The organism is Asaia siamensis, assembly GCF_014635085.1.
GTDB classification, from domain to species: domain Bacteria; phylum Pseudomonadota; class Alphaproteobacteria; order Acetobacterales; family Acetobacteraceae; genus Asaia; species Asaia siamensis.
In genome coordinates, this window is the sequence record NZ_BMCH01000001.1 from 25,199 (window position 1) to 50,753 (window position 25,555).

The window sequence follows — 25,555 nt, forward strand, 5'->3', positions numbered from 1 at the left end:
GTTGTATTTCCGGTTCATGATCAGGTGGCAGCCTGCGCTTCGGATAGTGCCACATCCAGTTCGAAAAATGTCGGCATAAAATGAGGCGGAATATCCTTCCGGCCGATTTCCGCGCTGACCTGTGGCGGATTTCCCTGCAGATGAGCGACCAGAACGGTTTTGATGATCCCCTGGTAACATCCGTCCTGCACGATCACTGCTTTCAGCCGTGATGCAAGAGGTGAGACAACGCCGTATGCGAGCAATACGCCCAGAAAGGTGCCGACCAGTGCGCCTGAAATCATTTCTCCGAGGATTGCCGGGGGCTTGCTGATGGAAGCCATGGTTTTGATGACGCCCAGAACGGCCGCGACGATTCCCAAGGCCGGAAGGGCATCGGCGATACTCGTCAGGCTTTCCGAAATATGCAGCTTGTCCGTCTCATTCTTGCTGAGTTCGCGACCCATGACCTCGTCCAACTGGTAGGCATCTTCGAGATTGAGGCTGACTAGACGGAGGTAGTCGCAGATCAGGTTGCGTGTTTCTTCATCGTCCCGAACCTGGGGAGACAGGGCGAAGATTGAACTCTCTTGCGGATTTTCCACATGCTCTTCCAAGGCCATCGGACCCTTGGAGCTGGCAAGCCGGGTCAGTCGAAACAGAATCACGAGAAGGCCAATGTATGAGGCCTTGTCATGCTGCGGCCCTTTCAGAACCAACCTGAAATTGTGGGGTAGTTCCTTAAGGGCTGAGAGAGAGTTCGACATGACGAAGATGCCAAGTGCAGAGCCCAGAATGGTCAGTAATTCGAAAGGCATCGAGGCAAGAAGCGGCCCAAGGACCCCGCCAGATGCAGCGAAAGATCCGAAGACGCAAAGCAGGGAAAAGAGGAGCCCTCCGAGGAAAAGCATCTGACAGTATCCGTTTCTATTTCAAATGACGTGTCGTGGTCGGTGGGGCTGCTGTACGAGCAGCGGCAGTTCGTGTGAGAATAGGTGCCCGGAGAGACGCCTCGGTCGTTATCACGGTAATCTGGCTGTTTTAATGGACTGTAACAGGTTTGACCGTCGTGGCGGTTTTTGGGGTGGGGGCGGACCCCTGCATTACCGATGCTGGATGGTCTGTAAACGGATAAAGTCTGTGCATCACGATAACGACCCGTCGGTTGGCAGCAGAGGCGGGATTGGCCTCGTCTGCCAGAGATCGGTCGGCGCCACCTGAAACCTCAAGAATTTGCGTGTCAGGATACCCGCTTTTGACCAGCGCTTCACGTGCGCGATCTGCTCGCAGAGCCGAAAGCGTCCAGTTGGACATCACATTCGTAGTCTTTCCCTTGTAGGGAGCCGCGTCGGTATAGCCGATAATCGAGATACGCTCGGGCATCGGTGAAAGCCATTTGGCAATTTCACTAAGCATGGCGAGGCCAGCCTTGTTCGGCGTCGAGGAGCCCAGATCGAACATTGGTATGTTGTCTGTATCGCGCAACTCGATGCGGATCTCGTTGCGGCCAAAAGAGACATTCAGGTTGGCGCTCTGCGCCGCAAGCAAAGGATCGGATTTGACGGCATTGGTAATATTGCCAGCCATGTTTCGCACGGCGCTTTGTTCTGTCGCTGTGGCGTCTGTACCGATGATGCCGTTTTCTGCGGGTGTAGCGCCGTTTGCCGCGCCGATAGGGACTATCGTGGCGATCGCACTATGTTGCGTCACCCGTTTATATTGATGGGTTATCGGTACGCTGTCGATAGGAGAAGACGAACCGCGATGCGAATCGGGTATCGGCACCGGACCGGTCGTGTCGGAGAGATCATCGTCATCGATACGGTCAAAGCGGGTGCCCGATGTCGATGGAGCCGGTGGATTATCGATTGGCTTGGTCGGTGGGACGGAAGATTTTTCTTCGGCTAGCGGATTGAAGTATGAGGCGATTCCCAATCGTTGCTCATCGGTTGTCGCATTGAGGAGCCACATGACAAGAAAAAACGCCATCATAGCCGTCATGAAATCCGCATAGGCGATCTTCCAGGCGCCACCATGATGGGCCGCGTGATCGCCGCCAGTCTGGCGACGGATAATGACTGATGGTCGGTTTTTCTTCGCCATGTACTCTTACCGCGCCTGTCAGGCGCCTTTGAGATGCATCATACCAAGACGCGAGGCGGGTGTGCCGCTGAAAGAAGCACGGCCGGCATGGGTGAGGGCTATCGAGGTGTCGAGCCAGACCTCGCCACCCAGATCGCGCCAACGCTTGCAGAAGGTGAAGTCCTCGCTCAGATAGGTACCCGTCTCCTGATCGATGCTCCCATCGAAGAGAGCATGACACTCGCCACCCTGATCACCATTGGCGGCGTCAATGCGACGATACGCAGTTTCGGGATAATGCTTGATCATGGCAGTAACAGCCTGGCGGCTGATCATCATGAAGCCAGTTCCAGCGTAATGCGTCCTGAAAAGCGGCCCTTTTTCCCAGCTGGAATGCATTGCATCCGTTTCACCTACGTAGCGAAGCGAGGCGGTTTCCATCGCTTCCCCGCGGTTCAGGTTCTCTTGCGTGCCCTTGTCCCAGAAGCGGTCCTTGATCGGGTAAAGGCCAGCGATCACGTCCTTGTCTGCAGCCAGAAGCCTGGCAGGCGCTTCGGCAGGGAAGCCGATATCGGCGTCGACGAAAAGCAGATGCGTCGCGTCAGAGCGAGTGTAGAACTGATGTACGAGCGTGTTGCGTGCCCGGCTGATCATCGCGTCATCGCCCAGCAGCGAGAGCGTCATCGGGATGCGAATGATGCTCGTGCAGGCAATAATGGATTCCATATATTCCTGCGTGACCATGCCGCCAAAGCAGGGAGTGGCGATGAATATTTTCGCAGGCTGGTTTTCTGTCGGCTGCATGATCTTCCTGATCGCTTATAAGATACGGAATATCCGCAAAAACTGCGGAAAATCGAAAAGACCCGGTAGAGTGGGCTGATTTGCAAGGCTTACGAATTTAATAGGTTCAAGACGTAAATGAATCGTTGCGCCACTCGCGGCGAGCAAGTTCGTCAAGCTCGGCGCATTCTCGACGTAGCAGCAAATCATTACGCTCTTTTGCTCGACGCTGAAAGACATCTTGCGTGGCTTTGTGGGTGACCGCCGCATGCAGAGCGGCGACACGCGCATTTTCGGCGCCAAGACGCGCCTGCTCGTGCGTTTCACGTGCCTGACCGATCGCATTGAGGCCGGTTGGAAACCAGGCACGGAAATCGTCAAGTTCGCTGCGTCCGATCTCGGCGATCTGCCGCTCCTCCGCCATCGTCTGTTCCGTTTGCTGAAGCTCGACAAGCGCACGCTGTTCGGCTTCACGTATGGTCAGGAGGGTTCTTGCGGCGTTCGTCTTTTCGGTCTCCTGTATCTTGATCAGAGTGAGAAGGGCACGTGTTCGCCGGGTCATCAGAGAGCCCCCTGTGATGCAAGAATATTACGCAGCGCCAGAAAACTGTCTTCCAGCGTTCGGTCTTCAGACCGTGCCTGACGCAGCAATATGTCCAGTTGTGGCGCTATACGCAGTGCCATGTCGGATCGGGCATCGTTACCCTCACGGTAGGCTCCCAACTGCACGACATCCTGAATATCCTCCCAGACCGCCAGAATGGCACGTGCTTCCTGGATCAGATGGTTTTCCTCCACCGAATTGCAGCCGGAAGCGGTTCTCGAGAGAGAGCGCAAGACGTTGATGGCCGGATATCGGCCAGCCTCGGCGATCCGCCTGTCCATCACGACATGACCGTCGAGTATGCCGCGCACGGCATCGGCCACAGGTTCGTTGTGGTCGTCGCCCTCAACCAGCACCGAGTAAATGGCTGTAATCTGTCCTGCAGGCTTGTCTTTGAGCGGAAGGCCGGGCCCCGCTCTTTCAAGAAGGCGCGGGAGTTCTGCGAACACACTCGGGGGATAACCGCGCGTTGCCGGGGGCTCGCCAGAAGACAGGCCGATCTCCCGCAGCGCGTGACAAAAGCGCGTTACGCTATCCATCAGGATCAGGACAGACTTGCCCTGATCGCGAAAATATTCGGCAATCGTTGTTGCGGTGTAGGCTGCTTCTCGCCGCATGAGCGGCGGAGAGTCGGAGGTGGCGACGACCACAATGGCTTTTGCGAGCCCCTCCGGGCCGAGATCATCCTCAAGAAATTCGCGCACTTCGCGCCCACGTTCGCCAACCAGGGCAATGACGGCGACGTCGCAGTCACTGTTGCGGGCAAGCATACCCATCAGGGTCGATTTTCCGACGCCCGATCCGGCAAAAAGACCAAGTCTCTGGCCTTCGCGGCATGTGGCAAAAAGATCGAGTGCGCTCACGCCCAGCGTCAGGCGCGGTCCAAGCCGGGCGCGTAGAGCGGCCTCTGGCGGTTTGGCTCTCAGATTGCAGTCGACGCCCTTGGGCGAAACTGGCGCCTTTCCATCGATCGGACGGCCCATAGGGTCGATGACGCGGCCTATCAGCCCATCATTGAGGGTGAGTGTAGCGCCGGTTTTCAGCTGCCTGTGATTGGTTGCATGGATATGAAACAACGCACGGCATCCAGCACCAAGCCCGTCGAGCGGACCGAAAGGCATTGCTATTGCGCGCTCACCACGAAAGCCGATGATTTCCGCATCGGTACTTCTGCCATCCAGACCGAGGAGAGCGACCCGATCACCGATACCGGTGAAATGACTCATTCCCTCAAGCGTAACAGAAAGCCCGATGACGCCTGCAATGCGCCCTTCGAGAGTCGCGATGGGGAGATCTTCGAGCGAGACATGCGTGCCGTCGGTAATGGCGCGGAGTTCCGCCATCATGTCGGCGAAAAAGCCCCCCTCGGGCGCATGGGGGTCAAGGGGTGACATCATATCGAGAGAGGCTGTGCCGTTCTGGGGGGATATCAAAACAGGGCCGAATAGACAGTTGCTGACGATGAGGAGGAATTGTCATCGAAGAGCGCCAGAATGCCCTGTTTCGACGTGTCGCCGCCAAAGAGATCGAGCATGTTCGACGGCGTATCGACTGGTTGTGGATTGATTTGCAGCATTGTGAGATATTGCTCAGCATATTTCTGGATCTGGGCAGGTGTTTTCAGTTTGGTGAAATCTACCTTGCTCGTGAGCATGCGAAGCTGCTGATTGTAATCCAATGCCCCAAAGGTGGATGGATCGTATCCAGATACCGTCTCGACCACTTTCAATAATGTGCTGTCTGACATCAACTGGTTGATTGAGGTGACACTCGCCATTTTTCGCGTGAAGTAGAGCGCATTGCCGACGCCATTATCTGTGTTGTCGTCATTCGTCTCGAATTGCTGTTTCTCATAATCCGAGACGATCTGGTCGACCGAAACGCCATTGACCGTGCTCTTGACCGTACTGTCTGTCGTCAGAACGGTTTGTGCCGGTTGACTGCTCGTGGAGAGCTGGGGAGGCTGGATTGAGACGGCATATTGTACGCCGTTGACCGTCGCTTTGAGCGTCGGGATGTCGTGCGAGTATTGGCCATTGACCTGAAGAAGATTGCCCGAATCGTCAAATCCCACAGAAATCAGTGTGCTGCTGACATTCGAACCGTAGGGGTCAATGATATAGGCGTTCCAGCTATCCGGTGAGGAAGGATCCTGAGCCCATTTCACAGAGAGATAGGTGCGACCGAGCGAGATATTATTGGCGTCGTTGGTCGACTGGGCAGGATCGAATGGCGCAGTGACATAGGTTTGTCCGGTCCCGCCGAGCGTGCCAAGCGTGGCGGATGGCATGGTCAGTGTCGTGATGGACGAATTGACGTTCTGCAAGCTGACGGCCTCACTGGTGCTGCTCGTCTGATAGCTGTTGCCTGCCATAGCGACGCCGCTCGCAGTGCCAACTGTCCCGATGGCAACCGAGACCGATTGGCCGCTTCCCTCGGCGTCATTCAGTGTGATGGGAAGTGAGAGCCCACCCGAGGCGCTGGCGGCGATTGTCTTGCCGGTCAGCGTATTGGTAGCTGAGGCTAACGTGCCGTCACTGTTGAACGTGACCTGAAATGCATTGGCAGCGACGAGAGCATTACCGTCGGCATCGTAGGCGGACACACTCCAACTCAGAGGATCCGAGCTGCTTTGCAGCCATTTGAGGGCAACCTGATGCGGCGCAGAGAGATCGTCATAGGCCGTGACACTGGGCGACGTGTAGCTCTGCCCTTTTGCGTTGGCCGATGGGAGGGTCGCCGCCATCGTCAGTGTGTTTGTCGGTGTGTAGGTCGTGCTCAGCGCGGTAGAGCCACTTCCATTGATGAAAGTCGTCTGCGACGAACTGCCCTTGTTCTTTCCCCAGACCGCGAACGCATCGGCGAAGGCAAGCCATGTCGCATTCTGCGACGTGCGCGCCAGAGAGGTGCTTGAGGTCGGGTCCTGGGTCAGAAGGTCCTTTATGAGTGCTGTGGCGTTGCTGTACTGACTCATTCCGAATGCGCCGAGAACGATCTGAAGGGACGAGTAATCTTTCAGAAGCGCATCGGCAGAGGTAATGCCGGAGGCTTTTTTCTCGAAGGCCGCCACAGCCTGCTTCGTTACGATATCGGTTTTCGCGTAGTTCGATGCGGCCAGGCTCTCATCCTTTATCGCGGAAAGATAGCTCGCGACAGGAGAGACGTTCGTGATGGCCATTCGACTAATCCTCGAATTTCTGCCCGTTCAGGTGTGGCCGAGCGTTGGGGGATGCCTCATGCTTCCATCTCTGGAAAAGGACAACGCGTTTCTGTGTGGTGAGGGGTGCGGTGCCGCCTGTTGTGCAACCCATTGACGCATGCTGATCCCAAACAGGATTAAGGCAAGAAGGTTACCAAGAGGTTTCCGGATAGGAAAAACTCCCCAGAGAATGCGCCCCTTGCGATCACGAGAAAGCTGCGGATCAGGTGATGGTCTCGATCGTCTTGATGCGCGCGCGCGGATAGATTTCTGCCTGTGAAAGCACCGGCACGGTCGGACGTACGCGCTCGACAATGGACCGCATGGAGTCTCTTACCGTGGAGGAAACAACGATGACCGGTACCTCGCCACTTGCCGACACGGCATTGAAGGCGTCGCGCAATTTGCCGACGAAACGGTTCAGCATCGATGGCGGCATGGCCAGACGTCTTTCATCTCCCTGGCCTGCGATATGGGTCGCGAAATCGTTCTCCCATTCCGGTGAGAGGGTGATCATCGGAATGTAACCACCAGGTCCTTCAAGTCCGCTGCAGATCTGTCGTGAGAGGCGTATACGGACATGACCGGTCAGTGCCTGTATGCCGCGCAGGCCCAGCCCGCTACCTTCCTGGATGCTTTCCAGAATGGTCGGCAGATCGCGTATCGATACCCGTTCGGCCAGAAGCGACTGCAGCACACGCTGCAACGTGCTGAGCGTCACTTGCGAGGGGATCAGATCGCTTACCAGCTTCTGCTGGTCCCGGGGCAATTCATCGAGCAGAGCCTGTGTTGCCACATAGGTCAGCAAATCGGGCAGATTTTGCCTGACCAGTTCACTGAGGTGGGTGACGAGCACGCTCGCCGGATCGACTACCGTGCATTTCATCGCCACGGCGCGTGGCTTGAGAGCGGGGGCGATCCAAACAGCGGGCAGACCGAAGGCCGGTTCGGTTGTGCGGTCACCCTCCAGATCCGGAATGCCGCCCGAGGGCGTCATGGCCATCAGGCGGCCCGGACGAACCTCACCGGAACCGATCGTGATCTCCTTAAGTTTGATGACATAGCGCTCAGAGGGCAGAAGGATATTGTCCTGAATGCGGATCGGGGGCGTAATGAAGCCCATTTCGGAAGCTATGGTGCGTCTGAGGGCTTTGATCTGTTCGGTGAGCTGTGCATTGTCGCCATTGGTCATGGGCAAGAGACCGAAGCCGAGCTCGAGGCGCAAAAGATCGAGCTTGAGCACTTCCGAAATCGGGGTTGCGCTCGGCGGCGGCGCATTTTCCGTGACATTGTCTTCAGAAGGGTCCTGCACGGGTACCTTCCAGCGCCACCACGCCGCTGCGCCCGCCAAGCCTGAAATCGCCAGGAATGGCAGCGCAGGCAAACCCGGCATCAGAGCGAAGCACCCTGAAAGTACGGCGGCCATCGCCATTGGCTTGGGATTGCCACCAAGCTGACGCACAAGAGTGACGTCGGCCGAGCCTGCCGTTCCACCCTTGGTGACGACGATGCCTGAGGCAGTCGAGACGAGAAGTGCCGGAATTTGGGAGACAAGCCCGTCACCGACAGTCAGGGTGGTGAAGGTGCTGGCCGCATCGCCAATCGGCATGCCGTGACGAAGTACGCCGATGGCAAGCCCGCCTACGATATTGATGGCCGTGATGATGAGGGCGGCAATGGCATCGCCTCTTACGAATTTGGCCGCGCCATCCATCGCGCCGTAAAATGAGCTTTCATCTTCAAGCTCCTTCCGGCGCAGGCGGGCCGTGCGATCATTGATGGCGCCGGAAGAAAGCTCGGCGTCGATTGCCATCTGCTTGCCAGGCATCGAGTCGAGAAAGAAGCGTGCTGCGACTTCTGCAATACGGCCGGACCCTTTGGTGATGACCATGAAATTTACGACGAGGAGAATGCTGAAAACAATGCCGCCGATGACGACATCTCCGCCCATGAGGAAGCCGCCGAATGCGGCCACCACATGGCCTGCAGCGTAGGTGCCCTCGCTGCCATGGCTCAGAATAAGGCGCGTGGTGGCAATCTCCAGCGACAGGCGCAGCAGGGTCGTCAGAAGCAGAAGTGTCGGAAAAGAGGTGAATTCGATCGGGCGTTCCAGAAACAGCGACACCATCAGGACGAGTACGGATGAGGTGATCGACAGGGACAGCCCGAGATCGAGAATGAATGTTGGAAGTGGAATGATCAGAATAGACAGCAGCAGCAACACGCCAATGGCCAGGCCCACATCGGTGCCAGGAATGGCCGCACGCCATGAGGACTTGTAACTGCCGCTGCGCCAAGATTCCGAAGCGCGCGTGGCCTGACTGGAAAGAGCTGAAAAAAGCTTGGTCGTGACAGCTTTGCCGGGATATGGCTTGAGGGCGCCGGGTCCGGGGCCGGAAGAGCCTTTCGCGGTGTCCAAGATATCCGTTTCCCTTTCCTGGGTTGAGGGCGAATCTCAGGGGGCGATGAACGCGCGCAGCTGGATTATTTTATGTCTGGTAGGGCAGTGTGCGCCTTGGCCGGGACGCAAATTCAAAAAGAGAGGTATCCCGAGTTCCTGAGCGAAGCAAGATATTAAGCGTGCAACGCCTAATCATCTGCTTATAGGAATTCGGGTTTTTAGAGCGATGGTTGATCCAATGAGACAGGACATGAACAGCGTGAATGGGCATGAAATTCCATCGTCGCTTTCGGCTGCTGCCCCCCCGCCCGAAGAGGTGGGGTGGTGGAAAATTCCCGGCTCACCGCCTGACGCCGCAAGGTTTTCGCAGTCATGCGAAGAGCTGTTCCTTTCCAGGAACGGTGTTCTCGGGCTTCAGCGTATTCTTGAAACACTTGCCGTTCATCAGGATGAGGCGCTTTTGTCGCTTTCGGGGGCGATCCTCGTTCTGCGGCATTCTGTTCGTTACGATATCGTCGATCTTCTGCTGAAGAATGTGCTGCGTCTCCTGCCGGATAATGTCGTTGCCCATTGCTTTACGGCGCATCTTTGTATCGTAAGGGGCGGTCTGGCTGAAGGTTGCGCGCATTTCGCCACGCTTATGAGCCGATATCCCGGACAGAGAATCGAGATTGGCGAATTTGTCTCGATGTCGCTGTTGGAGGTGGGTTATCCTGCCGAAGCGCTGAATGTCACAATGTCGCTCCTCCGGGCAGGAGACGTCAGTGTCTCGCTATTGAACAATGCCGGGTGCGCGCTGGAGCGGCTCAACCGGTCGACCGAGGCGCTGGCGCTTTATGAGCAGGCGCTCAAGATCAATCCTCATTCGCAGGAGGTCGCTTTCGGCTATGCCTGTTCGCTGATTAAGGCAGGGCAGTTCGCACGCGGCTGGCCTGTGTATTTCAATCGTGCACTACAGGTGAGCGCCTGGCAGGAAAGCCTGCGTGGGCGGCAACGGCTGAGGCCGGAAAGCGATCTGGCTGGGAAGCGAGTCCTGTTGTTTCAGGAGCAGGGGCTTGGCGACACGTTGCAGTTCATACGTCACGCATCGGTTCTGGTCGAGCGTGGGGCTGAGGTCAGTGTGCATGTGCCCGGCAGCATTTCCCGGCTGATAAGCCTGTCCTGCGACAACCTGACCGTTCTCGAGCCAAAGGTAATGCCCGATCTCGAAAGATTCGATTATGTCGCGCCGATCCCGGATCTCCCTTATCTGACCGGCATGTGTGCAGTTCAGGATATCCCTGTCAATGTTCCCTATCTTCGCGCCAGCGGGGAGGACATTGCCCGTTTTGAGGCGTTTCTGCCGCCGGGCAGGCCGCGCATCGGTCTGGTCTGGGCTGGCGAGCGCCGGGGGCGCTCCGAATTTGCTCTGGCAGATATGCGGCGTTCGATCAGTTTCGATGATATGGTGGCCGCCCTGCTTCCAATCGAGGCCGATATTGTGAACCTTCAATTCGGTGCGGCGCGCGACGCTCTGAAAGACTGGAGGGGCCAGTCCATATCGGACCCAATGGGTGACGTGTCCGATATGGCCGATACGGCAGCCATCATGCAGAATCTCGACCTCGTAATATCGGTCGATACGTCGCCGGTCCATCTCGCAGGCGCGCTTGGGCGCCCTGTATGGCTCATCAGTCGCTGGGACGCATGCTGGCGCTGGGGAGATGAGGGGCAGGGAAGCCCCTGGTATCCGACGATGCGTATCTTCCGCTCTCAGGAGCGAAGCTTTGGGCCCGTTCTGCAGGAGGTTGGAAAGGCGCTGCGCCTTTGGGTGGCTACGTGGCGGCCCCGTAAAACCTAGCCCGTCGGGCGGGCGAGGGGCGTGGGCGCGCTTCGATAGGAAGCGAGGCTGCGTCCACGCATGCCTGTCATGCCTGAATGATGCGGCGCGGGCTGCGTGAAGTGAGAGAGACCCATGAAGGGATGAAAATTCCTGACAGCAGGTGCCGCCGGGCTATAAGCAGCAATAAGGGTGTTGTCATCCGGTTTTTCGACCGGGGTTGAGATCGTTTTGGGGGGACTCCTGACGGGAGAAGGCGTTTTCACCTTTTCATCGTCGGGGATGGCCCAGGTTTCGAGCACTTTCCACTGATAGGGAGTTCCGATACCCGGTGTCTGTGAGTGATAGGCTGCTGCCGCACGGGGCCAGCTCCCCATCTTGTCGTGCATCTGGATGAGGAAGCGCCCGGCATAGAGGGCGTTGCTGACAGGGTCAAACGCCTGATCGAGCGATCCGAAAGCATCGGGATGCTGCTGCAGATTGACCTGCATGCAGCCGACATCGATCGAGGTAATTCCCTGATTTCTGAATTCCGTTGCGGCAATGATGGCTTCGGCCTTGCTTGCGTAATAATGCCCGGTACCATTGGCCATGATCGTCCACGGCCAGGCGGAAAGACGACCGTCAGGCTCTGTCTTGCCGCTTTCGACCCGGCTGATGGCGTAGAGAAAGCCATCCGGAATATGATAGGCGCGTTCGGCCTGACTGGCAGCGTCGCGGCAACGCTCGCTTTCCACACCTTGAGCGTGGGCGTGGGAAAGAGATGGCTGTGCAACCAAAATCAGGCTCAGAAAGCGGTATTTAAAAAAAGATCGCATAATTCCGGCGATAATCAGAAATGGGATTCCGTGTTGCTACGGCTGAACTCGGAGAGCGCAAAATCGGTTTCCAGACGGCGTCTCGTGCCGACCCGGTGAAGATGCAATGCACCGTTACAGGATCATGACGCGACCTGACAATCTGTATCGCATGTCGTGTGTAAAAAACGTATGAAATTATGGAACCCGCAGCAGGGCTCCCGTCTCGAAACTGTTGAAAGTTGCAAACACGTATCGTAGGTTCCGCCAACACGCGGCAAGGAAGCGCATTGCACCGAGGCGCTGCACATTATCCAATTGTATAGAATTAATTGTCATAAGCAGCATTATCGTCCGGGTGCCCGTCCAGACGGTGCCAATTTCAAGAGATAATATGGATGGGGGTCATTTTGGCTAAGCGCTGGCTCGGATTTGCGCTGTTTCTTGCAGTGGCAGTGCCCGTATTGGGTTACGCACCGGCCTCATGCGCAACATCGGTGCGTGTAAAAGATATTGTCGATTACGAAGGCGTCCGGGACAACCAACTGGTCGGTTATGGCCTTGTGGTTGGCCTCAGAGGAACAGGCGACCGTCTGACAAATACCATTTTCACCCGTGAAACACTGATCAGCATGCTCAACCGTCTGGGCGTGAATATCCGTGATCGTGAGGTGCAGCTTCAGACGCATGACGTGGCCGCGGTCATGGTCACAGCAACGCTCCCTCCTTTTTCGCATGGAGGCGGGCGTATCGACGTGACCGTATCGGCCGTGGGTGATTCCCGCGATCTTGCAGGCGGCACGTTGCTGGTGACGCCCCTTCAGGCCGCCGATGGTGAGGTCTATGCCGTTGCACAGGGATCGCTGGTGACCAACGCCTTTGCGGTTGGTGGGGCTGCAGCTTCCGCGACCCGCAATATTCCGACGACCGGACATATCGCCAATGGCGCCGTGGTGGAACGCGAAGTGCCGGTTGTGCTGGGCAATGGTGGCATCATCCACCTGTCATTGCGTAATCCGAACTTCACCACAGCGAACCGGATCGTCAACGCCATCAACCGCTCGATCGGACGCGGCATGGCACGCATGGATGATCCGCGTACGATCGCCGTCAATATGGCAGGGCGTGATGCGCCCTCTCTGCTCTATCGCATAGGCGATCTGATGGTCGAACCGGACACCATGGCGAAAGTCATTGTGGACGAAGCAAGCGGAACGATCGTGATGGGAGACAATGTGCGGATCAGTACGGTAGCGATTGCCCAGGGCAATCTGACGATTCAGGTCACTGAGACGCCGCTCATCGCACAGCCTGCTCCTTTCTCGAACGGGACGACAGCCATCGTGCCGCGAACCCAGATCGACGCGAGCACAGACAGTTCTCACCGCCTGGGTATTCTGCGCGAGGGACCAACCCTCGCAAGTCTCGTTTCCGGGCTTAATGCGCTGGGTATGGGGCCACGTGATATGATCAGCATTCTGCAGGCAATCAAGGCCGATGGCGCGTTGCAGGCGGATCTGGAGGTTCGATAGAATTATGAGCGTTTCAGTTTCGGCACTCGGCGCTGCCTCATCCAGTCGCGATATTGCCCAGAATGCCGCGCGACAGGCCGCCGATCAGGCGCGCCTGGACAAGGCACGTGAAACCGCCGTCTCCTTCGAAGGTGTCACCCTGGGGGAATTGCTCCAGCCGATGTTCGACACGGCCGATACGTCTGACAGCGTATTTGGCGGTGGCGCTGCAGAAAAGCAGTATCGCTCGCTGCAGGTGCTTGAGATGGGCAAGGAGATCGCCAAAGGGGGCGGTGTCGGCATTGCTGACAGCGTCTATCGTCAGATACTTGCGATGCAGGAGAAGGCATCCTCATGAGTGCCGATCCAGAGAAGGAAGCCATTCGGTCGTTGCGTGCCGTCGCGAAACTGAAGGGGACGCTTGAAGCTGAGAATGCTGCATTGAAGGCGGGCAGGCCTGAGGCAGTTGCGGCGCTTCTGGCAGAGAAAGCCCGGAATATCGACGCCTTGGACGCGGCCCTGCTGCGCTTTGCAGAGGCAGGGGGAGACAGGAAACAGCTTGACGCGTCCATTGCCGAGTTCGGTCAACTGATCAACGAGAACCAGACTTTGCTTGAGTCTTCCGTAGAGGCCCAGACGCAGTTCATTCAGTTGATCTTCAGTAATGCCGATGACGAAGAGGCAAAGGGTTACGGCGCCACCGGGCGTTATGCGACGACTTCTTCGCAGGGAGGGGGGCTCACCCTCCAGAGCGATATATGAGTCGGCTGACGCGCTCCCTGGTTGCAGGGGTGTCCCTGATGATCCTTACCGCCTGCCAGTCGCCGGCAAAGCCCTATCTCGATATGGGGCGGCGTATTGCCGAGGCCGGGTTCATTGCGCATCCTGCGGACACGACGGCGCGTTACGCGATGATGAATACGTTGCCGCCGGGCGTGATGACGTATCGTGAGTCACCTTCGGGGCTGGTCTATCTTTATGCAGACCCTATTGGGTGCGGCTGCGTATATATGGGAACCGACGTCGCCTATGCCTATTTGATAAACTCGACGAAAGTAGTGAAGGGACGCCACAAACCGATCAGGAATGTTCCGCCTATCCCGGAAATGTCGGCGGAAAACAGACGCGACACAGCCTTATGGGATTGGAGCGCCTGGTCGCACAGGGCCGATCCTGGTGCGACTCAGCCCCGTTATGTCAGCGGAGCCTATTGGTAAGGATCTCCTAGCGGGTCGGTCCTCCAAGGAAGGTATTCTCGAACCGTTGTTTCGGCTTGTTTAGAGGCCTGATCTCTTGAGCTGAAGGCTTGCGCTTAGTTTCATCGGTCGGATTTGACTTGGATGGCGCAGAAGGCTCCGCAGCTGCAGAAATCCCGGGTGAGGGCTCCTCTATCTCGGCGGAAAATGAAGCGGACTCTGCATCGTCGGTCGGTTCGTCGATAAGCGGCGATTCGATCTTGCGAAGAATGTCGAGCTTCAGATCTGCCGCATCGTCGAGAAGTTTTCCGAGCGCCTGCTCGCGTGTCGAGGCTTTTCCCGTCAGTTCGGTCAGTTTCTCAGCCTTTGAGTCGGCGCGATCAACCAGCGTGTCGAGCTCGGAGCTGACGATTTTTGCCTGTTCGATGGTGCGCGTCAGAGGGCGTCCGCTCACTTGTCCCGCAACACGTAGTTTTTCTACCCCGTCATGAGCATTTTTGATGCTCGTCTCAAGTTTTTCGATAAGCTTGAGCAGGCTGGCCCGGTCATTCTTCAGCGATGAGAGACTTTTGCTGATATGGAAATTGAAAGCGATGCCCAGCAAGAGAAGGGCAGAGAGAGCGATCTCTATGAATATTTGTGCCTGCGCCAGCATGGTGGGTCATCCTTCTTACGATCGGCCCTGAAACGGGCGGCATGATGCACTTTTCTGCCCTTCAATCATAGGGAGTTGGCTCGCTTGGGCTGTGGGTATGCGGGCTGTCATCCGGAACCAGTCTTTGATCGATCTTCACTGCGGCTCTTCCGCTTATCTGGCCGAGATGCCCCTCGAACAGGGAGGTCTGGTTGCATTGCAGGGTTACAGGAAACGAGCCCTTGGCCTTTTGCGGGAAAAGGATCTGCATGCCGGGCTTCATGTCGAGAAGCTGAGCAAGGGAAATCGACTGCTCTTCCAGAACAGCGAGGACTTCCGCATCTGTTTCCATGATCTCGGAAATCAGATGATCTTCCCATACGGAGTCACGACCGAAACGCTCGCCCATGAATTGTTGGGAGAGGAGATCGCGTACCGGTTCAAGCGTTGCATAGGGAATGACGAGATCCATGTTCCCGGTTCTGTCTTCCATATCGATATGCATCTTCGATGTGACCACCGCATTTGATGCGCGAGCGATGGCAGCGAAGCGGGAACTGACCTCCAGTCGCTCGAAGATCAGCTCGACCTCGCATACAGGGCTGAAAGCAACGGAAAGCTCTTTCAGGGCGAGAGAAACCAGCTTTTCAATCAGCGCACGCTCTATGGCGGTATGCGGGCGCCCCTCGATCCCCGAATGGCCCCTGCCACGCTGCCCGCCCATGAGGATATCGATGATCGAGTAAGCCAAGGCCGAATCGATGACGACAAGGCCGAAATTCTCCCATTGCACCGCCTTGAATACGGCAAATAGGGAAGAAGACGGAACACTGTTCACGTAGTCGCCGAAGCACATGGAGCGCGTGTACTCCATGGTTATTTCGACGTTGTCATTCGTGAAATTGCGCAGGCCCGTTGTCAGAAGGCGTACAAGCCGATCCAGAACGATTTCGAGCATGGGCATGCGCTCATAGGCGACAAATCCCGCCCTGATGATGCGCTCCATACCCGATTCATGACGTTCCGGCAGATCACTGAAGGCGCCACCCAGAAGATTGTCGATCTCGGACTGATCGAGCATTTCGTGAAGGGTATCGCCCGTTGCAAACGCCTCGTCATTCTGGGCATCGTCATGTTCGGAACTAAGAAATTCCCGATCAAAATCCCCGTTCTCTCTGGAAAAAGGCGCGTTTTCTTTATTCATTATGTGACTCTGCCCAAATAGAAGTCCAAAATACCTCGGCCTAGATACGCCTACTGGATCAAAAACTCGGTGATATAGAAATTGGTGACCTTGAGGGGGGCGACCTGAACTCTCAGGCGACGCAGCAGAGTTTCACGTAGACGGTATATGCCATTTCCCCGAATTTCCTGAGGGCGGGTTTCGTGCAGATAGGTTTGGAAGATATCCTGGATTTCCGGGATGAAGCGCTTTAACGACGCTTCACTCTCTTTGCCTTCGATTTCCAGTTTCGTCGCCATTTTTACATAAACAGGGCGGCTGTCACCGTTGTCGAGGCTCGAAATAACCGCAGGTATTGTCAGAAAAGTCGTATGCTGCGGGGCAGTGGAAGCCGTCGTTGAGCTCGCAGATTTGTTCTGTCCAAAGATCCACCCTTTCTGGATACCCAGATAGGTGCTGCCCCCCAGAAGGCCGATGGCTAGAATTCCTGCAATAATTGCAAACCGTCTTTTTTTCGGGTGGGCAACCTTACCCAGTCGGTCGTCGTCGACAGGATTGATGTCGAGGGCGTCATCGAATTGGGATTCACTCATGGGATAGAAGCTCGAAAAAAGTTTGCCGAAGGAAGAATAAACTCTGGCAGCAGGAAAATCTGGGAGTTTTTCCAGTGAGATGGAGACATTTTTGCATTGGGAATATCAGGTTGATATCTGCCACAAGGCAAACTAGACCGCCCGGATTAACATCTTGTCAATGCAGCCGACTCTCCTAGAGAGCCGGCTTGCGTAAGTTGTTTTGCTGGTCGGATTATTGCTTCATGGCGATTGTGGTCTGCAACAGCGTGTCAGCTGTGGTAACGACCTTCGTATTGGCGGAATAGGCTTCCTGCGCAACGATAAGCGCTGACAGATCGCTCGTCAGGTTTGTCGTTGAAGATTCCGTATAGCCGACCGACAAAGTGCCCGTACCGTTTTCGCCAACGACACCGATTGTTGGATTCCCGGAGGCCGTGGTTGCCGTGTAGGCTTGGCCGTCAACGGCATTCAGGCCATTGACGTTGGCGAAATTGGCGAGGGCGATCTTACCGACGAGCTGCGATGCGCCATTGCCGAATTGTGCCATGACCGATCCATCGCTCTGGATCTGAACACCTTCGTAGCTACCCGAATTGACGCTATCGGAGGTGAGGGCGGTCGTATCCAATCCAAGCGTGCTGGAAGTGGAAAGCAGGGGATTACTGCCATTTGTCAGAGAAGGGAGCGTGATGGTGTAGTCCGAGCCCGTGATCGACAAAGAGGTGGGGACGGGAGTCGATGTCGCTACGCCTTGGGCGTTGAAAGTGACAGAGCTGACGCCGCTCAGGACTTCACCGGTTGAGGCATTTACAGCCGAGACATTCCAAGTAGGCGGAGAGGCAGAAGTTTGCGACCACAGCACCGAAACAGGGATGGTGGATGAGGCTGATCCAGCTGTCGTAGGTATAGCCACCGGCGACGTCATGTAGCTCTGGTTCGAGCCTGTCGTCGTGCCGATCTGGGCGCTGTTCTCGGTTGCGGTCTGATTGGTCGTGTTGAGGGTCAGGCTCGTTATGGCGCTTTTGCTCGCTGTGCCAGTCGAGGCCGCCATAATGGTGCCACTGGTCCCGCCGATGGTCCCAAGAGAGAGATTCATCGTCTGGGTAGTGTTGGTCCCATAGGATGCTGTGATTGGCAGGGTAACGGCAGCGCCGCTCGTGGTCGAGCCGACAGTGGCTCCGCTCGAGTTCGTAACGCTGGCCAGCGTGCCGTTGCTGTTGAACGTGACATTATAGGTGTTGCTGGCTTGGTCGATATCGCCTGTGCCATCGGCATCATAGGCGCTCGCGGTCCAGACCAAGGGATTGGTCGTGCTCTGTTGCCAGGTTAGGGCAACATGATGCTCTGTCGCGTTGGTATCATACACCGTCACGGGCGCCGTCGTGTATGTTTGCGCATCTGACGCGGTATATTTCGAGGCATCTGCTGGCATGGTGCCAACCGTGGCCGTCAGGCTGATCGTGTTTGTCTGGGGGGGGCGATAGCTGATATTATCGACGTTGATAGGACTGAGTGTCGTACCCAGCTGCCCTGTTGTGGGGTCGACCATGTAGCCGTTGAGGTAGTACCCGCTTGTATTGACCAGATAACCCTGGTTATTTTGGGAAAATTCCCCATTTCGTGTAAAATAGCTGCGGTTCTGGAACTGTGTTGTGCTGGTATTGCTGATGCCAGTCGGCTTCGATACAACAAACAGGCCATTGCCGGATATGGCTGAAGCAAGACTGTTGCTTGTGCTCGTCGGGGTGCCCTGATTGTCGACGTGCTGCACCGTCACTGCCGAGACGGAATCTGAAATATCTGCCGACGCTGTGCTGCCAATCAGGGAACCGGCGACAAAATTCTGGAATGAGGTTGTATCAGCCTTGTAACCGACGGTCTGGCTGTTCGCGATGTTGTTGCTCAAATTGGTGAAGGCTGTCGATTGCGCGTTAATGCCACTGACAGCGGTCGTAAGGGCGTTGAAAACTGACATCTGGTATCCTCGACTGGTGCGCCGCAGGGTGCTCCGCCTACCCGAAGGGGATAAAAATCGCGAAACATCCGAAGATGAAATGAAGGGTTATCACTTATAAAATGCCCGCCCGCACGTGGGTCAGGATGGTAGTCAGTCTCTTCACCAAAGAGCTGATTAACGTTCCCTATGCGACATGAAGCCTGGCGAGACCTATGGGTAGCACGCATGGAGGGAAAAGCAAGCGTTGTTACGTTGTGGCGCGCGCGCCTCTGGTCAACCGGGTCCGTAGAGAGGCGCTAATATAACGTTAAATTACTACAATCTTTTTTTTCTAACTTTTAAAAAATAGACTTATGAAAACTTTCTGTTAATTAGTATTGGCTTCACATGAGATTGCGATTGACTTGAGGGGATTGACGCTCTGAGCCTTCGTTAAGGCGAGTGGGCGTTCGATTGTCGGTATCGTCATCGCGTGGTGAATGGCGAGGATGGAACGTTTGGTCTTCATCCAGCCGGGGGTATTTCGCTTGCTGGCACCGCCTGAAGGCGCGATTTTCCTTGGTTTTTTTTGTTTTCCTTACAAAATGAAAATGTTCAAGAGTGGGATCTTTTTTCGGCTTGTCCCGCTTATGCAAAACTTAAAGTGCCAGGCAGATCGCGGATCTGAACACTGGAATTTGGAGAATAAAGCAGATGCTGAAGTCGTGGCCTGGTGGCTGGGCGGATTCCAAGGCAAAACTTGGAGCGCTGGAGCGTGCGCTCGCCTTTATCGAATTCGATCTCAAGGGCCAGATTCTTGACGCCAACGAGAATTTTTGTGCGGCTATGGGTTATAGGCTGGACGAGATCGTTGGGCGGCACCATTCGCTTTTTGTCGATGAAAAATTCAGGATCACACGCGAATACGCCGATTTCTGGGTCAAGCTCTCGTCTGGAGAGGCTTACTCCCAGGAATGCATTAGGCTTACCAAAAATGGTAACGAAGTGTTGCTACAGGCGAGTTATAACCCGGTGCGCGACATAACTGGAAGAGTGTATAAAATCGTCAAGGTTGCGGCTGTGGTGACAGAGGCCGCTATGTTGCGTGCCGACACAAAGGGCAAGCTCGACGCCATTTCGCGCGCACAGGCGGTAATAGAATTTCTGCCGGATGGCACAATTTTGACGGCGAACGAAAATTTTCTTGAGGCGATGTCTTATACGCTCGAAGAAATCGTCGGAAAGAATCATAGAATCTTCATAGATCCGCCCATTGCGCTAAGCGCTGACTACGCGGCGTTCTGGGACAAACTCCGTGAAGGGGGCTACGTTCCCCTCGAATGCAAACGGCTGGATAAGAACGGTAATCATGTCTGGCTGCAGGCCTCTTATAATCCGATTTTCGACATGTATGGTCACGTCGTCAAAGTGGTTAAATATGCCACCGTTATTACAGGGCGTGTTCAGGCAATCGACAGTATAGGGAGAGGGTTGGCGAAGCTGGCCGACAATATCCTGAGCTTCAGGATGAATGGCGGTATCGACCCGACCTATGAGAAGCTGCGTGAGGATTTCAATCGGGCTATCGCCAGGCTGGATGTGACGCTCGGCGGGGTCTGGGCGGCAGTCGGGACCGTGGCGAATGGCGCCAACGAGATTGTTGTCGCTTCCAATGACCTGGCTCAGCGCACGGAATTGCAGGCGGGCAACCTCGAGCGTACAGCGGCGACTCTAGATGACATTACGGCGCGTGTCGCTCGCAGCGCAGGAAGTGCCAAAAATGCCGCTCACTCTGCATCAATGGCCCGGGTCGATGCGCTCAAGGCCCATGATGTCGTTAATGAAGCCGTAGCGGCAATGGAGAAGATGAAAGAGGGTTCCAAGGCGATCTCGCAGATTACGGGCATGATCGAGCAGATCGCTTTTCAAACCAATCTTCTCGCTCTCAATGCGGCTGTCGAGGCAGCCCGTGCCGGTGAGGCTGGTCGCGGGTTTTCCGTCGTTGCAACTGAAGTGCGTGCGTTGGCTGAGCGCTCCGCAAAGGCCTCGAAGGAGATCCGTGTACTGATTGCTGAAGGGACGGCGCATTCAGATCGGGGCGCTCAGTTGATTGTCGATGCCGGAAGCGCATTATCCGGCATCGTCGGGCAGATTTCCGATATCGATACGGTTCTCTCCGAGATTGCTCATGGCTCGGTCGAGCAGGCCGAGGGTCTGGGCCGGGTCAATGAGGCAGTCGGCCAGTTGGACCGTGTGACACAGCAGAATGCGGCGATGGTGGAAGAGGCAACGGCGGCTGCGAACAGCCTTGAAGGCGAAGCCGGGCGTCTCAGGGGGCTCGTAGGGGAATTCACTCTCTCCAATGAACTGATGTCCGCCGAGCTGTCATTGCATTAAAGGCGTGACGCCCTGCCGCATGGTGGCCTGAAAAAGGAGGGTACGACTCTCCCGAAGGGGGCCGCCAGCGAAACCTTTCCGAAACCATTTCACATTAGAGCCGATCGGTAAGCCTGCTTCATCCTGTTCGGTAAGGCAGGCCTACCAGTCGATCTGGCCGTGCGCGGTCGTATTTTCATGCGGAACGGATAAAGATGAACCTGCTGGCTTCTCTCTCCATAGCGTCTGGCAGCCTGAACGTTATCGAGGCGCAATACGCCGTCACGGCCAATAATGTCGCCAACGCCAGCACGACCGGTTATGTGAAAGAGACGGTTGCGACCCTCTCCTCCGTTGCGGGTGGGATCGGAGCCGGAGTGCGGCTGGGCGGCACTCAGCTCTCAATCAACCAGGCTCTTCAATCGTCGCTCTATCGACAGAATGCAGCGTCGTCTTCCTATACGACGATGAGCAACTCACTGGCGGCGCTCTCTGCGGTGCAGGGATCGACGTCGGCTGATTCGGGCAGCACCGCGACGCTCACTGATCAACTCGGCAATTTGCAGAGCGCCCTGATCTCGCTCACGTCTACGCCGTCGCAAAGTGCGTCGCAGACTGCGGTGGTGAACAAGGCATCCGCTTTGACGGACACGATTCACACTCTCGCATCGACCTATGCCACACAGCGGCAGGGCGCTGCGGATAGCGTTGTTTCAACCGTCTCGTCTGTCAATTCGGATCTGACGCAGATCGGCGCACTTTCCCAGCAGATCATGAAATTCAAGGGGTTGGGGCAGAATACGGCTGACCTTGAGAATCAGCGTCTGGGCGTGATGGCAGATCTGTCCAGCAGTCTGGATGTCTCTTTCACCACCAGCAGCAATGGCGACATGGTTGTGCGCACAGCGAATGGCACCCAGTTGCCGACGCGGCCCGATCAGATGGGGCTTGATAACAGCACACAGACCCTGCCAAGTGAAACTTGGCCTCTGACGACATCCAGTGTCACGCTCTCCAGCAGCTCCTACTATAGCCCTCAGGACAGCAATACATCTATTCCGGCGATCACTCTTGCGGGGCAGGATATTACGGGAAGTCTGACGGGAGGTAATCTCGGCGCCAATATTGCACTGCGCGATACCGTTTATCCGCAGATGCAAGCGCAGCTCGACTCGTTATCGTACACAGTCATGAATCGTTTCAGCAGTGCCGGGCTCTCTCTTTTCACGACCAGTGCGGGCGGGTCGAGCAATCTGCAGTCGTCCGATTTCACGAAGCCCGTCCCTGACGGGATCGTCGGTCTGTCATCGAGCCTGAGCGTAAGCGCCACATACAAGGCCACTCCGTCGCTTCTGACAACCACGACCAATAGTGACGGCACGACCAATTCGGGCGATACGAGTGTCATCAGCAATGTGCTTTCAGTCGGGTTCGGCTCAGACCCCGACGATGTGAGCGGAGCACTTTCGGCGCCATCGTCGGGTTTGGGTGCGAATGGCATGCTCTCTACGGGGTATACCGGTGGGCAGGGATTGCTGGCACTTTCCACGGCGCTGACGTCTAATCAGGGCGCGACGATCGCTGCCGCAAGTTCGGGAGTGACCTCGAGTTCCGCTGTGCTGACCCTGCTCCAGACAAAGGTTGCCGACGTGTCCGGGGTGAATGTCAATGACGAGATGGCCAAGACCGTAGCGCTTCAGAACGCTTACACGGCCAATGCAAAGGTCATCTCGACTGTGCAGACCATGTTCAATGCGCTTCTGAGCGCGATTCAGTAATTTCTCCCGGAGCGAGCGATGAGCAACGCGATTAATCAATATGGTGGGTCCGCTCTCTCGCTCATTCTCGAAGCGGGTGTGAAGGAGTTGACCGCGCAGCAGGAAACGGCGACCTGGCAGAGCAGCACCGGGATCGTCGCGGCGACCTATGCCGATCTTGGCTCGTCCCGGGCCACAGTTCTGGACCTCACGCCCAAGATCACCCAGGTGCAGTCCTGGCAGTCGAACATCTCGAATGCGCAGACAACGCTCTCTGTGACCGCCACGTCGCTGAACCAGCTGGTCTCCCAAGCTCAGACCCTGTCGACGAACCTGCTCGGGGTTTCGGGTACAGCGACCACGAGTCAGGTTGCTGCGGCGTCGGCTGCAGCGCAAGCTGCGCTGGCGAGCATGAAGACGCTTTTGAACACGAGCGATGGCACCAATTACGTGTTTGCTGGCACCGATTCGACGACTTCGCCCGTGAAAGGGCAGACGGCGCTTTCTGATACGTCCCTGGCTCAGCAGATTGCTGCCAGCGTCAAATCGGTGTCCAGCACAGGGGCGAGCAGCGTCCTCACGCAGATTACTGGCCTGGCGGCTTCAAACGATCCCTCAGTCTCGGTTTTCTCTTCTGCACTTTCTGTTTCGGCTTCTCAGGCTGTGAGCGGACAGCGTTCCATCATGACTGGCACAAACAGCTCGACGTCTATCGGGATTGTCGCCACGCAAGCGTCGACAACTTCGGCTGCGTCTTCCACCTCGACCGGCTCGCCCATACGCGATCTCATGCGTGACCTTATGGCGGTGTCTGCCATGAATGGAATGTCGTCCGAGACGCCTGGGTTTTCGGATCTTGCCAAACAGATTTATACGTCACTTGGCACGACCATCAGCCAATTGACCGAGCAGGAAGGCGCCGTTGGCGGTACGCAAAACAGCCTGACAGCCCAGACGACGTTGCTGAATGGGGTCAATACCATGCTTGAGACACAGCTTGGTAACGCGCGCAATGCCGATATGGCGACCGTTGCGACGAACGCATCGAATATCAAAACGAGCCTCAACGCCTCTTATATACTCATTTCGAACATGAAGGGCATGACGCTGGCGGATTACCTTTGATCGTGCATCCGGAAGGAAGCGCTGAGTCCCTGCAACTAGCCGGTCGTCTGGACGAAGCACGGCACGCTTATGAAGCACGGTTAAAGGTCGATCCCAGCGATTCGAAAACCCTGTGCAATTATGGTGGTCTTCTGAATCTCCTGAACCGTTTCAACGAGGCGATGGTCTTTCTGATACGAGCGGTTCAAAACGATCCGGCTCTTGCAGATGGCTGGTCGAATCTGGGTAACAGCTTTCTGCATCTCAGCCAGTATGAGAACGCGATTGCTTGCTACCGTAACAGCATCCAGCTTCACTCAACCCATGCTCTGGCGCTGAGCAATATGGGTGTTGCCCTTGATCACCGGGGAGATCACGCGCTGGCGTTGCAGTTTCATCGTCTTGCAATCGCCGCTGCGCCCGAAAATGCCTATAGCCGCACCAATCTTGCCGTATCTCTGTTGCAGAGCGGTCAGTATCTGGAAGGTTTCAGGGAATATGAGCATCGATGGACCGCACAGGATTACCTGAGCTTTGATCTGAAGAGACCTCGCTGGACCGGGTCAGTGGCGCCCGGGCAAACCTTGCTGATCTCCACCGAGGGTGGATTTGGTGACGTAATCCAGTTTTCGCGATTTGCCGACCAGGCGGCCCAGCGCGTGGGGCGTGTAATCCTGCGGGTACGGCCGGCATTGGTATCGCTTCTCCAGGATTCCTTTCCGGATCACGTGGTTTCGAGCGAAGACGACGCGATGCCGGCCCATGATCTTGAGTGTCCTGTGCTCAGTCTTCCCATGGCTCTGGGGACGACACTCGAGACAATCCCCCTTGCCCAGGGCTATCTCGTTCTCGACCCAGTCAAGCGGGTATTCTGGAAGCAGAAGCTCGCTGACGATATGAAGCAGGGTGACGGCAAGTTTTTGCGCGTGGGGCTCGTCTGGGCTGGAGCGCCTCATCCGGAGATACAGGCGGCCTTTCTGGCTGACGGAAGACGTTCGACCGATCTGTCGACCTTCGGGCCTTTGGCAGCGATACCGGGCGTCGCTTTCTATAGCCTTCAGATCGGCGAAAAGGCATTCCAGGCGAGTGTTCCGCCTGCTGGCATGCGCCTGATCGATCATACAAGCTTCCTGCATGATTTCAGCGATACTGCGGCGCTGGTCGGAGAGCTGGATCTGGTGATTGCCGTCGATACGTCGACCTGCCACGTCGCTGCTGCGCTCGGCAAGCCGACTTGGCTTCTTTCTCGCTATGATCAGTGCTGGCGATGGCTCTCGGGGCGTATAGGGTCACCTTGGTATGATTCGGTGAGGATCTTCCAGCAGAACGTTCCGCTCGACTGGAGCGGACCGGTTCTTGCAATGAAGGAAGCCCTGGCTATGTTCTGCCAGCAGCACACAGAGCGCCAAACAGAAGCTGTTTGAAAAAATCTGGAAAAGTTCCCGATACGATGCTCGCATTGCGCAACGGAACGTTGTAGGCTGTAACCGGTCCGTGATCATACGAGGCGATGACAAAGCCTCCAGCCGATTTACGCTTCCAAAAGGAATTATCGCTACTGCTATTTTACACGATGCAGAACGCGCTCGCGATCTGCAGTGATTTCCGCGCTATTACAC

The 25,555-nt window shown here is 56.3% G+C and carries 21 protein-coding genes; 9 read left to right on the forward strand and 12 right to left on the reverse strand.

The annotated features are described in order from the left end of the window. Window positions 1–20 precede the first annotated feature (20 nt). The 7 genes from motA to flhA form a co-directional block, all read right to left on the reverse strand. On the reverse strand, window positions 21–890 hold the full coding sequence (motA, locus tag IEV53_RS00135) for a flagellar motor stator protein MotA (RefSeq protein WP_188424424.1): 870 nt from the start codon (window positions 888–890) through the stop codon (window positions 21–23). A gap of 130 nt (window positions 891–1,020) precedes the next feature. Next, window positions 1,021–2,082, reverse strand: a complete 1,062-nt coding sequence (locus tag IEV53_RS00140) for a flagellar motor protein MotB (protein WP_188424426.1) — start codon at window positions 2,080–2,082, stop codon at window positions 1,021–1,023. An 18-nt stretch (window positions 2,083–2,100) separates the two neighbouring features. After that, complete coding sequence (locus IEV53_RS00145; RefSeq protein ID WP_188424428.1) at window positions 2,101–2,865, reverse strand: hypothetical protein; 765 nt, start codon at window positions 2,863–2,865, stop codon at window positions 2,101–2,103. 106 nt (window positions 2,866–2,971) lie between these two features. Continuing rightward, a complete protein-coding gene (locus tag IEV53_RS00150; RefSeq protein WP_188424430.1) occupies window positions 2,972–3,406 on the reverse strand; it encodes a flagellar FliJ family protein in 435 nt (144 codons plus the stop codon). Beyond that, complete coding sequence (locus IEV53_RS00155; RefSeq protein WP_188425347.1) at window positions 3,406–4,791, reverse strand: FliI/YscN family ATPase; 1,386 nt, start codon at window positions 4,789–4,791, stop codon at window positions 3,406–3,408. The genes IEV53_RS00150 and IEV53_RS00155 overlap by 1 nt, the downstream gene beginning before the upstream one ends. 86 nt (window positions 4,792–4,877) lie before the next feature. Continuing rightward, window positions 4,878–6,626, reverse strand: a complete 1,749-nt coding sequence (locus tag IEV53_RS00160) for a DUF1217 domain-containing protein (RefSeq protein WP_188424432.1) — start codon at window positions 6,624–6,626, stop codon at window positions 4,878–4,880. Between the two features lie 244 nt (window positions 6,627–6,870). Next, the gene (flhA, locus tag IEV53_RS00165; protein WP_229719519.1) at window positions 6,871–8,904 is read right to left on the reverse strand and encodes a flagellar biosynthesis protein FlhA; all 2,034 of its coding nucleotides are present in this window, start codon (window positions 8,902–8,904) and stop codon (window positions 6,871–6,873) included. Window positions 8,905–9,298: 394 nt separating this feature from the next. Between flhA and IEV53_RS00170 the strand changes: the two genes are divergently transcribed. Further along, on the forward strand, window positions 9,299–10,888 hold the full coding sequence (locus IEV53_RS00170) for a tetratricopeptide repeat protein (RefSeq protein WP_188424436.1): 1,590 nt from the start codon (window positions 9,299–9,301) through the stop codon (window positions 10,886–10,888). Here the strand turns inward: IEV53_RS00170 and IEV53_RS00175 are convergent. Further along, window positions 10,885–11,685 carry a transglycosylase SLT domain-containing protein gene (locus IEV53_RS00175; protein WP_188424444.1) on the reverse strand — a complete coding sequence of 267 codons (801 nt, stop codon included), beginning with the start codon at window positions 11,683–11,685 and terminating at the stop codon, window positions 10,885–10,887. The genes IEV53_RS00170 and IEV53_RS00175 overlap by 4 nt on opposite strands. Window positions 11,686–12,062: 377 nt before the next feature. Between IEV53_RS00175 and IEV53_RS00180 the strand changes: the two genes are divergently transcribed. The 4 genes from IEV53_RS00180 to IEV53_RS00195 are packed head-to-tail and all read left to right on the forward strand — an operon-like array spanning window position 12,063 to window position 14,392. Beyond that, window positions 12,063–13,196, forward strand: a complete 1,134-nt coding sequence (locus IEV53_RS00180; protein ID WP_188424446.1) for a flagellar basal body P-ring protein FlgI — start codon at window positions 12,063–12,065, stop codon at window positions 13,194–13,196. 4 nt (window positions 13,197–13,200) lie between these two features. Next, window positions 13,201–13,533 carry a rod-binding protein gene (locus IEV53_RS00185; protein ID WP_188424448.1) on the forward strand — a complete coding sequence of 111 codons (333 nt, stop codon included), beginning with the start codon at window positions 13,201–13,203 and terminating at the stop codon, window positions 13,531–13,533. After that, the gene (locus IEV53_RS00190) at window positions 13,530–13,937 is read left to right on the forward strand and encodes a hypothetical protein (RefSeq protein ID WP_188424450.1); all 408 of its coding nucleotides are present in this window, start codon (window positions 13,530–13,532) and stop codon (window positions 13,935–13,937) included. Before IEV53_RS00185 ends, IEV53_RS00190 begins: the two co-directional genes overlap by 4 nt. Window positions 13,938–13,975: 38 nt before the next feature. Continuing rightward, window positions 13,976–14,392: a hypothetical protein gene (locus IEV53_RS00195; RefSeq protein ID WP_229719450.1), complete on the forward strand. Its 417-nt coding sequence runs from the start codon at window positions 13,976–13,978 to the stop codon at window positions 14,390–14,392. A 7-nt stretch (window positions 14,393–14,399) separates the two neighbouring features. Here the strand turns inward: IEV53_RS00195 and IEV53_RS00200 are convergent, their stop codons facing one another. From IEV53_RS00200 to IEV53_RS00215, 4 genes are all read right to left on the reverse strand, one after another. Continuing rightward, window positions 14,400–15,026, reverse strand: a complete 627-nt coding sequence (locus IEV53_RS00200) for a DUF6468 domain-containing protein (RefSeq protein ID WP_188424452.1) — start codon at window positions 15,024–15,026, stop codon at window positions 14,400–14,402. A 61-nt stretch (window positions 15,027–15,087) separates the two neighbouring features. After that, the gene (gene fliM / locus IEV53_RS00205; protein WP_188424453.1) at window positions 15,088–16,209 is read right to left on the reverse strand and encodes a flagellar motor switch protein FliM; all 1,122 of its coding nucleotides are present in this window, start codon (window positions 16,207–16,209) and stop codon (window positions 15,088–15,090) included. Window positions 16,210–16,259: 50 nt separating this feature from the next. Beyond that, entirely contained in the window at window positions 16,260–16,781 is a 522-nt protein-coding gene (locus IEV53_RS00210) for a flagellar basal body-associated FliL family protein (protein WP_188424454.1), read from the reverse strand. Window positions 16,782–16,995: 214 nt separating this feature from the next. After that, on the reverse strand, window positions 16,996–18,738 hold the full coding sequence (locus IEV53_RS00215) for a flagellar hook-basal body complex protein (protein WP_188424455.1): 1,743 nt from the start codon (window positions 18,736–18,738) through the stop codon (window positions 16,996–16,998). A 675-nt stretch (window positions 18,739–19,413) separates the two neighbouring features. Here IEV53_RS00215 and IEV53_RS00220 point away from each other — a divergent pair. From IEV53_RS00220 to IEV53_RS00235, 4 genes are all read left to right on the forward strand, one after another. Continuing rightward, window positions 19,414–21,096 carry a methyl-accepting chemotaxis protein gene (locus IEV53_RS00220; RefSeq protein WP_229719451.1) on the forward strand — a complete coding sequence of 561 codons (1,683 nt, stop codon included), beginning with the start codon at window positions 19,414–19,416 and terminating at the stop codon, window positions 21,094–21,096. Between the two features lie 194 nt (window positions 21,097–21,290). Further along, entirely contained in the window at window positions 21,291–22,853 is a 1,563-nt protein-coding gene (gene flgK / locus IEV53_RS00225; RefSeq protein WP_188424456.1) for a flagellar hook-associated protein FlgK, read from the forward strand. An 18-nt stretch (window positions 22,854–22,871) separates the two neighbouring features. Further along, window positions 22,872–23,957: a flagellin gene (locus tag IEV53_RS00230; RefSeq protein WP_188424457.1), complete on the forward strand. Its 1,086-nt coding sequence runs from the start codon at window positions 22,872–22,874 to the stop codon at window positions 23,955–23,957. Window positions 23,958–23,959: 2 nt separating this feature from the next. Continuing rightward, window positions 23,960–25,360 (forward strand): tetratricopeptide repeat-containing glycosyltransferase family protein, encoded by a 1,401-nt coding sequence (locus IEV53_RS00235; protein WP_229719520.1) that lies wholly within the window; start codon window positions 23,960–23,962, stop codon window positions 25,358–25,360. The last annotated feature ends 195 nt before the right edge of the window (window positions 25,361–25,555 follow it).